General features: G+C 52.0%; 14 protein-coding genes and 1 riboswitch. Of the genes, 10 read left to right on the forward strand and 4 right to left on the reverse strand.

Features of this window, described 5'->3' with window-relative positions; all coding sequences use genetic code 11:
• Entirely contained in the window at positions 1 to 1662 is a 1662-nt protein-coding gene (locus KB559_RS24345) for a putative polysaccharide biosynthesis protein (RefSeq protein WP_211025989.1), read from the forward strand.
• 31 nt (positions 1663 to 1693) lie between these two features.
• Here KB559_RS24345 and KB559_RS24350 read toward each other — a convergent pair whose 3' ends face one another.
• On the reverse strand, positions 1694 to 3088 hold the full coding sequence (locus KB559_RS24350) for a DUF2515 family protein (protein WP_211025991.1): 1395 nt from the start codon (positions 3086 to 3088) through the stop codon (positions 1694 to 1696).
• Between the two features lie 152 nt (positions 3089 to 3240).
• Here KB559_RS24350 and KB559_RS24355 point away from each other — a divergent pair, with 152 nt between their 5' ends.
• The 7 genes from KB559_RS24355 to KB559_RS24385 all read left to right on the forward strand — a co-directional run bounded on the left by KB559_RS24355 (position 3241) and on the right by KB559_RS24385 (position 9497).
• Entirely contained in the window at positions 3241 to 3606 is a 366-nt protein-coding gene (locus KB559_RS24355) for a thioredoxin family protein (protein ID WP_211025993.1), read from the forward strand.
• Positions 3607 to 3818: 212 nt separating this feature from the next.
• A complete protein-coding gene (locus KB559_RS24360; RefSeq protein ID WP_211025995.1) occupies positions 3819 to 4763 on the forward strand; it encodes a COX15/CtaA family protein in 945 nt (314 codons plus the stop codon).
• A gap of 97 nt (positions 4764 to 4860) precedes the next feature.
• Complete coding sequence (locus KB559_RS24365; RefSeq protein ID WP_211025997.1) at positions 4861 to 5577, forward strand: Cthe_2314 family HEPN domain-containing protein; 717 nt, start codon at positions 4861 to 4863, stop codon at positions 5575 to 5577.
• A gap of 94 nt (positions 5578 to 5671) precedes the next feature.
• Positions 5672 to 5830: riboswitch (SAM riboswitch) on the forward strand.
• A gap of 100 nt (positions 5831 to 5930) precedes the next feature.
• Positions 5931 to 6956 (forward strand): methionine ABC transporter ATP-binding protein, encoded by a 1026-nt coding sequence (locus KB559_RS24370; RefSeq protein WP_211025999.1) that lies wholly within the window; start codon positions 5931 to 5933, stop codon positions 6954 to 6956.
• Entirely contained in the window at positions 6956 to 7624 is a 669-nt protein-coding gene (locus KB559_RS24375; protein ID WP_211026002.1) for a methionine ABC transporter permease, read from the forward strand. The genes KB559_RS24370 and KB559_RS24375 overlap by 1 nt, the downstream gene beginning before the upstream one ends.
• Before the next feature lie 56 nt (positions 7625 to 7680).
• Positions 7681 to 8544, forward strand: a complete 864-nt coding sequence (locus tag KB559_RS24380; protein ID WP_211026004.1) for a MetQ/NlpA family ABC transporter substrate-binding protein — start codon at positions 7681 to 7683, stop codon at positions 8542 to 8544.
• A 179-nt stretch (positions 8545 to 8723) separates the two neighbouring features.
• Positions 8724 to 9497, forward strand: coding sequence for an SDR family oxidoreductase (locus KB559_RS24385; protein WP_211026006.1), 774 nt, complete (start codon positions 8724 to 8726; stop codon positions 9495 to 9497).
• A 78-nt stretch (positions 9498 to 9575) separates the two neighbouring features.
• Here the strand turns inward: KB559_RS24385 and KB559_RS24390 are convergent, their stop codons facing one another.
• On the reverse strand, positions 9576 to 9821 hold the full coding sequence (locus KB559_RS24390) for a NifU family protein (protein WP_211026008.1): 246 nt from the start codon (positions 9819 to 9821) through the stop codon (positions 9576 to 9578).
• 82 nt (positions 9822 to 9903) lie between these two features.
• Here KB559_RS24390 and KB559_RS24395 point away from each other — a divergent pair, with 82 nt between their 5' ends.
• Positions 9904 to 10143: a YuzB family protein gene (locus tag KB559_RS24395; RefSeq protein WP_213655995.1), complete on the forward strand. Its 240-nt coding sequence runs from the start codon at positions 9904 to 9906 to the stop codon at positions 10141 to 10143.
• Positions 10144 to 10166: 23 nt separating this feature from the next.
• Here KB559_RS24395 and KB559_RS24400 read toward each other — a convergent pair whose 3' ends face one another.
• Both KB559_RS24400 and mqnE read right to left on the reverse strand, forming a co-directional pair.
• Positions 10167 to 11234: an NAD(P)/FAD-dependent oxidoreductase gene (locus tag KB559_RS24400; RefSeq protein ID WP_211026012.1), complete on the reverse strand. Its 1068-nt coding sequence runs from the start codon at positions 11232 to 11234 to the stop codon at positions 10167 to 10169.
• A 48-nt stretch (positions 11235 to 11282) separates the two neighbouring features.
• Complete coding sequence (mqnE, locus tag KB559_RS24405; protein WP_211026028.1) at positions 11283 to 12389, reverse strand: aminofutalosine synthase MqnE; 1107 nt, start codon at positions 12387 to 12389, stop codon at positions 11283 to 11285.
• A gap of 201 nt (positions 12390 to 12590) precedes the next feature.
• On the opposite strand from mqnE, the gene KB559_RS24410 reads away from it, so the two are divergent.
• Positions 12591 to 12947, forward strand: coding sequence for a HesB/IscA family protein (locus KB559_RS24410; RefSeq protein ID WP_211026014.1), 357 nt, complete (start codon positions 12591 to 12593; stop codon positions 12945 to 12947).
• Positions 12948 to 13097: the final 150 nt, after the last annotated feature.

Raw genomic sequence — 13097 nt, forward strand, 5'->3', positions numbered from 1 at the left:
TTGTCTAAGAAAGAGTCGTTTATTAAAGGAACGCTGATCCTTGCGGGGGCGGCGCTCCTTGTCCGTTTGCTGGGTTTGTTCCAACGGGTGCCGCTGGAGCATGTATTTGGAGATACGGGGAATGCCTCGTATGGGCTTGCCAATAACGTATATCTGATGCTGCTGACGATCGCGTCGGCGGGCATTCCAAGCACACTCAGCAAAATGGTATCGGAAAAATACGCTTTGAACAAACCGGAGGAGGCCAAGAGAATCTACCAGGCTGCGCTGATGTTCGGTGCTGTTTCCGGACTTCTGATTACGGTGTTCCTATACCTGGTCGCTCCTTATTATGCTACGAACATCGCGAAGGTACCGGAGGCTTCCGTGGCAATCCGGGCGATTGCGCCTGCCCTGTTGCTATTCCCGACGATTGCAATGATGAGGGGGTATTTCCAGGGGCGCGGCAATATGTCCGCCTCGGGGATTTCTCAAATTATGGAGCAAATTCTTCGGGTTATTACGGCCATAGGATTGGCCTTTGTAATGTACGGTATGGGTTATTCCGATAAATGGCTGGCTGCCGGTGCTTCGTTCGGCAGTGTGTTCGGCAGCATTGGGGCGTTTGGAGTCATGCTGTATTACGCGATGAAAATGCGTAAGTCGGACGAAGGGAAACTGACTCTGGAACCGGGAATCACGACAGGTACCGGAACGGGAACCGGCGGAGCCAATCTTCCGTTCAAACGGATTTATCTTGATATTTTCAAGCTGTCGATTCCAATCGTATTGACCTCCCTAACGGTATCCGCGGTAAACTTTATTGACGGCTCCATCGTCAAGACACTGCTGATCGACCACATCGGGGAAGGTCCGGCCGAACAAGCTTTAGCATTTCTGACTTCCAGAGCGCAAATGGTGGCAGGGATTCCTCCGATTCTTGCGATCGCCCTTAGTACCTCTTTGATTCCGGTCATTTCGGCGGCCTTCGTCAAGAAGGATGAGGTGCATCTGAAGAATCAGGTTACGCTTGCCATGCGGATCTCGATTCTCTCCGGCTTGCCGCTTGTTATCGTTCTGGGAACCGCAGCATACTCGGTCAATGGTCTATTGTTCAAATCGCTTGACGGGTACGGGATCGTCGGATTTTTAACGTTAATGACGATTTTCCAGATCACGATGATGACCAGCAACTCAATCCTGTTAGGAGTGGGCAAGCCTTATTTGTCTATGGTGAACGTAATGGTCGGGATCGTCGTAAAACTGGCGGCCAGCTTCGCGCTTGCACCGGTTTGGGGCATTTACGGAATCATCGCCGCTACGGGGTTGTGTTTCCTGGTCATTACGCTGCTGAATTTGTGGACAATGAAAAAGATCGTGCCGTTCTCCCTGATGGGGAACCGTTGGGTCGGCTTCCTGTTGACGGTCATCGTGTTGATGGGGGCTGGATACGGACTGAATCAGGCCGGAATTCAAATGGTTTCGATCATGCCAGCACGGATCGCCTTTTTCCTGACCTGCTGTATCGTCGGTGTAGCCGTTGTGGCGCTCTATCCGGTAATGCTCGTGCTGCTGCGCGTCGTGCGCAAAGACGAGCTGTCCGGTTATCCGGCGCCATTGCGTAAATTGCTGTCCCCGCTGATGCGGCTGCAGCGCTCGGGACAATCGGGCGTAGCGAAATAGGGCAGGCCGCGTACTAAGGCTGCCCGCCGTCCTAATCGCCCGCGACATCGTGGGCGAGCGCGGCTTTGAGGATGCCGCCGCGATGCTCGCGACTGATGTCGCACAAATACGGCGGCTGCGGCGCGCTGATACCATCCAGCGCGCTATGGTCCTTGAGCCAATCCTCCCTGGAGATTGGCTCATAGGGGGTGTCGCCCCAAGCGTCCAGCAGCTTGGGGCTGAAGAGACGCATGCCCGGCGGCAGCGTCTCGCCCTCCAGAAGCACTGACCCCTGCATCGCAGAGGTCAGTGCTTCTTTGCTATTGGCCGTGAACAATTCCGGCCAATAGTCGCCGCGCGAGCCGCTGTGCGGCACGCTGACGGCGAAGCGCTCCGCGCCGCTGCGCACGGCGCGGAGGCCCATGAGCATCGCGTACAGGCTCTTGCCGAGCGCGATGCGATCCGGGAGGCTGCCGAAGTCGGATACGACGCGCCCCGCCAGGCGGCGCACTTCGTACCTGGCACGGCCTCCCTCCACCAAGGCAGGATCACTTCCGCCCCCGTGATCCTCACTCCCTGATACATCCGCGGCTTTGTCCTTCACTGCTTGTTCATTCCCGTCCGCATGATCAGATTCCGCCTCAAGCAGCGGGAACACCACCTGATTCAGTCCGGCCAGACTGTTCAGGTGGAAGGGCAGCTTGTCGGTAATATGCTTCTGGTAATAAGGATGGCGGATCACCCGCTTCTCGATATAATTCTGCTCATTGATAATTAGCCCTACCGTCAGCAACGCGCTCCCCCGGTCGATCCAGAAGCGCTCCCAGAATGGGCGCATAAACTCGGATACGTGGAAATAGGGGAGCAGATGAAACCGGCTGGACCCGAGCTCCCGGCTCTTAATATATAGAAGAAGCTGCGGATAGGCGTCCTGGAAGATTAGCGCATTGCTGCGCTCCAAAAAGCGGTAGTACGCCTTTTTCTCGCTCTCGTCCAGGAGATCGGCCAACCTTCCGCGCAGATCGGTCATATTCCAACCGGCATTTCTGGATACCATATGGGCTAGGAACGCCCAATGGAGCTCCGGGTAGGCCTGATAACATGCCAGATAAGCCTCCGTGCGGGTAATATTACTTGCCCCCGCCCGGCCGGTTGCCAAGGCGATTTCCTCCGCCAGCTCCCGGTCCGCCTCACTCCAGGCATCTTCCCGGGCCGCTCTGGCCGCGGGACCCCGGCGCAGCAAATCTTCAAGCTCCGTCGCCACCGTCCGGGCGGAGGCTTCATTCCATTCGAGGGAAAGCCGCTCTTCGCGCAGCCGGCTGGATTCGGCAATTCCGGCGGCTTTGCCCTTTACCGCCTCCCCGATCACGGAAGGCAGCCGCCGCAAAAAATCCTTGAGGCCGGGGGCCGAAGCCGGACCGTCCGGATTACGTGGGCTTTGCTTCATGGTATCCCCGCTTTCTTTGTAGAGACTTTATGCATCACGTATTTTACTTTGAACATCCATTATAAGTATGGCCAAAAATTTGACTTCCACTCCGGGTTTTGGTTGACTAAGTAAAGGAGTTCATAAACTACAGGCAGAAAGGAATGAAGCTAATGAAACAGGTGCAAAGCGCAGCTGAATTTAATGTAAGTATTCAATCCAGCAATCTCGTAGTAGCGGTCTTTAAAGCGGACTGGTGCGTAGACTGCAAATTTATCGATCCGTTTATGCCTGAAATTGAAGAGAAATACGGTGACAGAATAGCATTGATCGAGGTGGACGTGGACAAGGTAGGGGACGTTAGCCAGGAACAGAACATTTTGGGAATCCCCAGCTTTGTCGCTTATGCGGACGGCCGTGAACTGATCCGTTTCGTCAACAAGCTTCGCAAATCGCGCGAGGAGATCGAGGATTTCCTGAACAAGGCGCTTGATGTTTACCATACATTACACGATACGCCGGAACGAAAAGACGGATAATCGGCCCAGCTGAAAACCCGACTTTTTGAACACGTATTTCACATTATTCAAACGACAAAAATCACATCGCCCCTGGCTCGTACAGGCGGCGATGTTTGTATTTGTGAACATTTTGTCACAGTTTCTCTATGATTAGCTCTATTCGATCAGGTATAATGATTATGATTTATGGATGTTTGTATCTCCTTACACTGATATAGCGGGTGAGCATTTTGAATACGAAGCAATTGAAATGGCTTAGCTATATTTCTTGCTTAGTCATGTTCTTGGCAACACTGGGCGGAAGCGTGGTTACCAAGACCGAATCGGGCCTCGGCTGCGGCAATGATTGGCCTCTGTGCCACGGGAAATTCGTACCGGCCCACACGATCGCCTCCTTGATCGAATACTCGCACCGGGCAGTCAGCGGAGCCGCGGGCTTGTTGTCATTGGCGGCCTTTGTGGCGTTTTGGATGTACCGGAAGCAACGCCGGGATCTGCAGATTTATTCTTTTCTTGCGCTTGTATTTGTCATGGTTCAAGCCGTCATGGGCGCGATGGCGGTCATATTTCCTACGTCTTCGGCCGTCATGGCGCTGCACTTCGGCTTTTCACTGATAGCTTTTGCCAGCTCGGTGATGCTCGTCCTTGGCATTCGCGAAGATGAAGCCAGGGAGAACGGGAAGCAGCCCGCGCCGACCAAACTGTATGTTTCCCGCGGATTCCGTAATTTGACCTGGTTCGCTACAGCCTACACATACATCGTGGTATATATCGGCGCCTATGTGAGTCATACCGATTCCGCCGGCGGCTGTACAGGCTGGCCGCTCTGTAACCGGGAACTCATCCCGGAACTTTCGGGCGGTGTCGGCATCGCTTTCATTCACCGGGTTGCGGCTGCGCTGCTGTTAATCCTGGTAGCCACGGTCGGTCATTTTGCCTATCGTAAACATCCGGGGAACCGGGAAATCCGTTCACTCGGCGTAGCGGCCACCGTGCTGATATTGGTGCAGGTATTCACCGGCGCAAGTATTGTGTTCACGCTGAACAATTATGAAGTGTATTTGTTTACCTCTCTTGCCCATATCATTGTTTTGGCGGCCTTGTTCGGGGTACTTTGTTATATGAGCGTCAGAACTTGGCAGTTAAGCAGAAACAAGGACGGACGTGCTCAATAACATTGTGCAGGAATGAGCTTAGAGACATTCGGGAAGTGTTATACAATAGGCAGGGAGAACGGATACCCGGATTCATTGACGGAAGCGAGGAAACAATATGCTGCGAAGCTTGCTTGGCGAACCGCCAAGAGAAAATGAAGGTCTGCTGAAGGACGCTATCGACGCCATGGTACAATTGACGAAGCTGCTGCAAAAAGAAACGGAGCTCCATAAAGATCCGACCCATGATTTTCGGAAGCTCGAAATTTGGACGCTTGGTCTGATCGCTTCGCTGGATGAATTGGAGCAGTGTCTGCATGCGGCCTCCTTTTTCCGGAAAAAGGTTGTCCACGATTCGGAGCAGGATATGGATCCGGCCGAGCGGGGCGATTATGCGCGATACGTATTTTTTTACAAGGACGGATTCATTCGCGTGTTTGCCACGCTGGACAAGCTAGGTACGGTGTTGAACGAGCTGTTTGATCTCAAAACCTCCAAAGTAAAAGCGCATTTCTCTTACTTCACGGTGCTTCGGCAATTCCGGTACATGAAGGTACATATGGAGCTGGGAGATCGGCTGGTTGCCATTAAAGAAAAATACAAAGAACCGCTCGCCGTCCTGAGACAGCGCCGGAATACGGAGATCCACTACATGAATTCGGAAATGAAGGACGATCTTTGGCAGCGGCATCAGACATTGCACGGGAAAATAGAGCTTGAGGATCTGGACCGTCATCTGCACGATCTGGAGCAAGGTTATCTTATGGTTTGCGAAACGCTGGAAGCGTCCTTTTCCTATGCAAATCAGCGCTGGAAAAAGGTTTCGGGGAGATAGAATATATTTCCGATCGGGCTACGTATTTTTTCCTTTGACAAAACAGGGCAAAACTCCTATACTCTAAACTAGTTTCAGAAATAATTTCATATTTTTCTTATCGAGAGAGGCGGAGGGAAAGGCCCGATGAAGCCCAGCAACCGATTCGAATCAGGTAGGGAGCTACGGCTCCGTCATGCCGATACCGAATGTCATGGTGCTAATTCCTTCAAAATCGCGTTGCACAGTCATCGCAGGTTTTGACAGATGAGAAGGCATTGTCTTTACGTAAAGAGAGCCCTTTGAATCTGTGGGGCTCTTTTCTGTTTTATTGGATTTACTTGGGAAAATTGCGCAAACAGGAGGCTATAAGTTTGATTGAACTCAAACAGCTCACTAAAATATACGGCAGCAAAAAGAAGATGACCACCGCATTATCCGGGCTTAATCTAAAGGTCAACAAGGGGGAAATCTTCGGAGTGATCGGCCACTCCGGCGCGGGTAAAAGCACGCTCATCCGCTGCATCAATTTGCTGGAAAGACCTTCCCAGGGCGAGGTTTGGGTCGGCGGTACGGATCTCACCAAGCTGGGCAAGCGGGAGCTGCAACAGCACCGCCGGAAGATCGGAATGATATTCCAGCATTTCAACTTGCTGTCTTCGGCTACGGTGTATGATAATGTCGCGTTTCCGCTGACGCTGACCGGAACTCCCAAGGCTCAGATTCAAGCCAAGGTGAATGAGCTGCTTGCTCTGGTCGGGCTGGAAGAGCACCGCGGGAAGTATCCCGCTCAGCTGTCCGGCGGACAGAAGCAGCGGGTAGGCATTGCACGGGCCTTGGCCAGCGATCCAGATGTGCTGCTGTGCGATGAAGCTACGTCGGCCCTGGATCCGCAAACCACGGATTCCATTCTGAAGCTCTTGCTTGATATCAATCGGAAGTTCAATCTGACGATTCTGCTGATCACGCATGAGATGCATGTCATCCAGAGCATTTGCGACCGCGTTGCAGTCATTCATGAAGGAGGCATCGTGGAAGAAGGGCCGGTTACCGAGGTATTCCTGAAACCACGTCATTTCGTAACACGGGAGTTCATCAACCGTGACGCAGCCGGCTCGGCCGGCGAAGAAGGCTTGAAGCTGGCGGCATCGGTGCCTCATCCGGAATGGGCGAGACTGGTGAAGATCACATTCCTCGGCGCCAAGACCTATGAATCGGTGTTGTCCCAGGTGGTCCGGGAAACCGGCGTAAACTTCGCGATTCTGCAGGGGACGATCTCAACGATCAAGGACGTGCCGTACGGCAAACTGACGGTTTCCTTTGAAGGAGACGACGAGAAAGTGGAGCGGACGCTTGCTTTGTTAAGAGAACGGGATCTTGATGTGGAGGTGATCGGGTAATGTGGGGGTTGGACTTTTCTAAAATCGACTGGGCCGAAATGGGCACAGCTTCTACGGATACGCTGCAAATGATGGGCTATGCCACCCTGTTCACGTTTCTGATCGGATTGCCGCTGGGCGTGCTCTTATATACCTTTTCCCGTTCCAGTTCGCCGGTTCTTGGGTGGGTCTATCGGATTCTGTCCCTCATCGTCAACATTATCCGTTCCGTACCGTTCATCATTCTGATCGTTGCTCTAATCCCTGTTACCCGGGCGATTATGGGGGTATCTTCCGGAGTGGAAGGAACCATTCCGCCGCTCGTGATCGGAGCCGCTCCGTTCTTTGCCCGTCTCGTCGAGACGGCGCTGCGCGAGGTGGATCGCGGGGTCATTGAAGCTTCGCACGCGATGGGAGCTACGACCTTTCAGGTCATCCGCAAGGTGCTGCTGCCGGAATCGTTGCCCGGCCTAATCGCAGGCATGACCATTACCGCAGTTACCCTGGTATCTTACACCGCGATGTCGGGTATGGTCGGCGGCGGCGGACTCGGCGACTTGGCGATTCGTTACGGGTATTACCGCTACGAGAAGGAAGTTATGATTGTCTCCGTTATTTTCATGGTCATCCTGGTGCAAGTGCTGCAAATGCTTGGTGACCGGCTGGTGATTCATTTTACGAGGAAATAAGGAAACCTTATATAGATTAAATCCTTATTCAAAAACTATTAGGAGGTCATACTGTTATGAAGAAATGGACTTTTTCGTTATTGACGCTGGCTTTGGTTCTGGTACTCGCCGCTTGCGGCAACAATGCAAAGAACGACAACTCCGCGGCAGGCAATACGCCGGCTGCAGGGAACGATGCCGCGAATACTCCGGCTGCAACCGAACCGGTTAAACTGGTCGTTGGCGCAACCGTACCGCATGCGGATATTCTCAAGTTTATTGCTCCGAAGCTGAAGGAAGAGGGCGTAGAGCTGGAAGTCAGAGAATTTACAGACTATGTACAGCCGAACGTTCAAGTATTCGAAAAACAACTGGATGCAAACTACTTCCAACATCAGCCATACCTTGACGAGCAAAACGCTCAAAACAAATTTGATCTGGTATCCGTTGTCGGCGTGCACGTAGAACCGATGGGTGCATACTCCAAGAAGCTGAAATCGGCTGACGAAATTGCTGACGGCGCGAAAGTAGCGATCCCGAACGATGCAACGAACGGCGGACGCGCTCTGCTGCTGCTTGAAAAACAAGGCCTGATCAAGCTTAAAGAAGATGCAGGAATCATGGCTACTAAAGCGGATGTTACCGAAAATCCGAAAAACCTGAAATTCATCGAAGCTGATGCCGCAATGCTTCCTCGTCAATTGGAAGAAGTGGACCTGGCGCTGATCAATACGAACTATGCGCTTGAAGCCGACCTCAACCCGGTTGAAGATGCGCTGTTCATCGAGGATGCTGATTCGCCATACACCAACATTTTGGTATCCCGTCCGGACAACAAAGATTCCGAAGCGATCCAAAAGCTGGCTAAAGCGTTGACTTCCGAAGAGGTTAAGACATTTATCCAAGATACCTATAAAGGTGCTTTGGTACCGGCATTTTAATAAATAACTAATTAGCCTTAAACGCTTGACCATCCCGCTGCATCTATGCAGCGGGACATTTGTTATATACAGGAACAGTCTCAGAAGGACGTCGTTGTCTTTCCTCAGCAACCCGTTTGTGGGAATGTCTTAAATCTTTTATACTTGAAAAGAAGGTACTGGTGAGGAGGAGAAGGACGTTGGTGGGAAAAGTCGCCCTGATTACGGGAAGCGCCAAAGGCTTGGGCAAGAAAACCGCGTTGACGCTGGCGGAACAAGGCTGTCATATCGCACTGAATTATGTACATAGTGAATCGGAAGCGCACGCTCTTCAATCCGAAATTGAAAAGCTCGGCGTCCGGTGCATCGCCGTCCGGGCAGATATTTCTCGGCGGGAAGAAATTGAGACGCTCGCAAATCAAGTCCAGGATAGCCTCGGGACGATCGATATCCTTGTGAACAATGCCGGGCCGTTCATCCGGGAGCGCAGGTTGTTCACCGACTACAGTCAGGGAGATATTCTGGCGATGATTGACGGCAACCTGGTAGGCACGATGCTGCTGGATCATCTGGTCCTTCCGGGTATGCGGGACAAAGGCTGGGGACGGATTATTCATTTCGGGTTCGGCCATGCGTCGGAATCCCGGGCTTGGCCGCATCGCGCGGTGTATGCCGCAGCCAAAACCGGGCTTGTCTCATTTACGAAAACCTTGGCGGTGGAAGAGGCCTCTTACGGAATAACGGTGAATATGGTATGCCCGGGAGATATACGCGGCCGGAACAAAGAGATTTCCATCGCTGAAGCGCGCGAGCTATCCGACGGAGAAACGCCTTTGGGCCGTCCGGGGAGCGGGGAAGACATCGCCCGTGTGATTTCGTTCCTCTGTCATACGGATTCCGACTTTATTACCGGCAACATTATGGACATTTCCGGTGGGCTCGATCCGATTCGTCCATGGGTCAAGCCCTCTTAACTATCGGTAGATCTACAAAATAAAAACACGGCCTTCCGGCGATGCCGGAGGACCGTGTTATTTGTGCTGCTGTATATCTTAAAATACTTGTACGACCTCTTGAACGCCTTCTACTTCTTCAAACAGTGCGCGTTCGATACCGGCTTTGAGGGTGATGGTGGAGCTTGGGCAGCTGCCGCAGGCACCCATCAATCTCAATTTGACGATTCCGTCTTCCACGTCGACCAATTCGACGTCGCCGCCGTCACGTTGCAGGAAGGGACGAAGTTTGTCCAAAACTTCCAGCACCTCGTCATACAATTTATCTTGTACGTTTTCACTCATTGTTTTCAACTCCTTTCCTTTCCTATATATTATATTACAAAAACCTTTAAATTTAAATGCTTCAATGACGGGAGAGATACGGTTGAAACCGATTATTGAATTTTGTGCAAACAATGCCGGGTTTGGAACCGATACGATATTGAACCGATTAAAAGAACAGCACGGTTGCGAAGTTATCGAGTACGGTTGCCTTACGGGCTGCGGCATGTGCTACATGTCTCCCTACGCCTTGGTCAATGGAGAAACGGTAGCGGCAGAAACCGCCGAACAGTTGTATGAGACCATTCTGAAACTCATCAAGGAGATTGAGGCGTTAGAATAGCCCTGCTATGATTCCGCTCCGGCTTATCCAAGATGGTGCTTCGACATCCACAGCACACCGCTCTTTAGCAAGCGGGGTACCCGGCCGGTAACCTGGGCTTTGCCCATTAAGCCGAATCCGGCTTTTTTGCCGAGGGAGCCTAGGGTTCCCTTGAGCTTGATAGGTTGGAGCTTCGGTGTTTCGCCGCGCCACTGTGCGGACACAATATGCGCAATTTGGTGCCCCTGACCTTCGGCAGCCTGAGCGCTCGGTGCAAAAGGCAGGCTGGCACAGTCTCCGCAGACGAAAACTTCCGGGTAATCCGGGATTTGATAATACTCATCGAGAAGCACGCGCCCTTGACGGTCCTTGGCAACGTTCAGGTTTTGTACAAGGTCCACCGGCCGGATTCCCGCCGTCCATACGGTGACATCCGAAAGCAGATTCCCGTTCTCATGATGGATAACTCCCGGCTCCAGGGAGTGAATCGAGATATGGGACAGCGTCTCCACGTCGTGCTCGTGGAACCATTTCGTAACATAGGTGGACACTTTCGGCGGGAAAGCCGATAGCAGGCGAGATCCGCGGTCGATGAGCGCTATGTTCAAATCAGGACGGCTCTCCCGGAGCTCGGCTGCAATCTCGACCCCGCTGAGTCCTCCGCCGACAATGTTGATTTTGCTGTTAGGCTTGGCATTGTTCAGCTTCATATAAGTTTCGCGTACCGCCGAGAACGATTGGATGCTGCAGGAGAACTCCTTCGCCCCTGGAATATTGTGATAATTATCGGTACAGCCCAAAGCAATGACAAGTTGATCGTATTCCAGAGGGGGTTCCCCCTCTTCCGAGAAATGGATCCTCCGGTTCTCCAGATCGACGGAGACGGCCTCGCCATACTTAATATTTAGTCCATGATAATGAGGAAAAGGGACCCTTAGCTCGTGATCGGACGCCGTGCCCGCGGCTAAAGCGTAGTACTCGGTCTTCAGGCTTTGAAACGGCATCCGGTCGATCAGTGTAATTTGAATATCCGCAGGAATATGTCCTTTAAAAAGTTCATGAATGATGGTGGTTCCGCCATAGCCTCCACCCAGAATAACGAATTGTTTCATCTCCTCGTATTCCTTTCTGCAGGGGCTGCTTTGGGAGCCCGCTATGCTTTATTCATATACCTGGACTTCGTTATAGAAGGTGTCGCGCTCGACCGGAATCCGTCCGGCCCCTTTAACCAGCCAAACAAGCTCTTTCCGGGTTAATCCGTCCGGCGTCAGTGCGCCCGCGGCGTGGCTGATCTGCTCTTTCAAAATCGTGCCATGCACATCGGAAGCGCCGAAGGTCAGAGCTACCTGGGTCAACTGGACCCCGATGTTGATAAAGTAAGCTTTGATATGCTGAATATTGTCCAGCATCAACCGGCTGATCGCGATCGTCTTGAGATCCTCGTATGCCGAGTTCCGGCGCATGATCCCCGCATTTTTGTTGCGCGGCTGCATCGACAACGGAATGAATACCATGAACCCGCCGGTTTCGTCCTGAAGCTCGCGAATCTGGATCATGTGGCGGATCCGGTCTTCATGGGACTCGATCGAGCCGTAGAGCATGGTCGTATGCGTCTTCATCCCCAGCTTGTGGGCTGTGCGATGGACATCCAGATACTGGTCCACGTTCGCTTTTTCCACTTTCATCTTTTCCCGGTACTGGTCGGACAAGATCTCCGCGCCGCCTCCGGTCAAGGATTTCAGCCCGGCCTTTTGCAGTTCCGTTAAGACTTCCTTCGTGCTAAGCCCGCTGATCCGTGTGAAAAATTCGATTTCCGCCGCCGTATACGCTTTGAGCGTAATGTCGGGGAAACGATCGTTGAGCGCCTTCAGAGAGTCTACATAGTATTGGAACGGTACGTGCTGGTTATGTCCGCCCACGATATGGAATTCGCGTACGCCCGGAGTAATATGCTGCTCCACGTAGGCGATCATTTCCTCGCCGGATAAGGTGTAAGAGCCTTCTTCGCCCTGGTCTTTGCGGAAATTGCAGAACGCGCAATGCGATTCGCAAATATTGGTGAAGTAGAGACTCATGTTTTCGATAAAGTAAACTTTTTTCCCATTCTTTCTTAAATTGACCTCATTGGCTAACTGTCCAATGGTCAACAAATCGTCGCTCTCATATAAGTATACCCCGTCCTCGAGGGTCAAGCGTTCCCCTTGCTTTACTTTCTCAACAATTTCAGCCATTCTTCTATCGATGTTCGTTGTTGCGGTCGTGAACATGACGATACCTCCGTTTCCTTTGGAGGATCCATCCGGATCCATCGTTACAGGCATATTAAACCACTTTCCTATTATAAACCCCGTTTTGAAAAGGGACAACACATGGAACAGGCGTAAAAGAAAGACGCTGCTATAAAAATCACACTCGCTTGAGGGGAACGAGGATGTGGAGTATACTTTGTATATAAAGGAGGGGTTACGATGATTGAAATCTCTGATAGTGCTGTACAGCGGATTAAGGACATGATTGCCGGAGAGGAAACGCCGGATATGTTTCTCCGTCTCGGAGTGAATCCCGGCGGTTGCAGCGGCTTTTCATATAGCATGGGACTTGATGATCAGGAAGGCGAAGGCGACATTTACCAGGATATTAAAGGTATTAAGGTCGTGGTCGACAAGGAGAGCGTCCGTTATCTGAACGGGCTTGAAATTGACTTCCAGGAGTCGGGCATGTCCGGCGGCTTTACGATCAACAACCCGAACGCCATCGCTTCCTGCGGCTGCGGTCAATCGTTCCGTATGCGTAACGAAGAGGGCCGTCCGGAAGTTTGCGACTGATGATCCCGCATTAATTTCAACTTAAAGGGGCTGTCCCAAAAGTCATCCTAGATGACTGAGGGACGCCCCTTTTTTTTCATTCAAATCAAACAAAAAGAAACCAATCCTTGGTAAAATGGAAGTGTCGAGCAACCATTCGAAAAGGAGAGG

Origin of the sequence: Paenibacillus sp. Marseille-P2973 (assembly GCF_018101095.1) — a bacterium.
Taxonomy (GTDB): domain Bacteria; phylum Bacillota; class Bacilli; order Paenibacillales; family Paenibacillaceae; genus Fontibacillus; species Fontibacillus vini.

Coding starts and splice junctions, on each gene's coding strand:
- KB559_RS24365 (WP_211025997.1), top strand. CDS start 4,861: ATGCTGCGAAGCTTGCTTGGCGAACCGCCAAGAGAAAATGAAGGTCTG.
- KB559_RS24380 (WP_211026004.1), top strand. CDS start 7,681: ATGAAGAAATGGACTTTTTCGTTATTGACGCTGGCTTTGGTTCTGGTA.
- KB559_RS24350 (WP_211025991.1), bottom strand. CDS start 3,088: ATGAAGCAAAGCCCACGTAATCCGGACGGTCCGGCTTCGGCCCCCGGC.
- KB559_RS24400 (WP_211026012.1), bottom strand. CDS start 11,234: ATGAAACAATTCGTTATTCTGGGTGGAGGCTATGGCGGAACCACCATC.
- KB559_RS24410 (WP_211026014.1), top strand. CDS start 12,591: ATGATTGAAATCTCTGATAGTGCTGTACAGCGGATTAAGGACATGATT.
- mqnE (WP_211026028.1), bottom strand. CDS start 12,389: ATGTTCACGACCGCAACAACGAACATCGATAGAAGAATGGCTGAAATT.
- KB559_RS24355 (WP_211025993.1), top strand. CDS start 3,241: ATGAAACAGGTGCAAAGCGCAGCTGAATTTAATGTAAGTATTCAATCC.
- KB559_RS24390 (WP_211026008.1), bottom strand. CDS start 9,821: ATGAGTGAAAACGTACAAGATAAATTGTATGACGAGGTGCTGGAAGTT.
- KB559_RS24375 (WP_211026002.1), top strand. CDS start 6,956: ATGTGGGGGTTGGACTTTTCTAAAATCGACTGGGCCGAAATGGGCACA.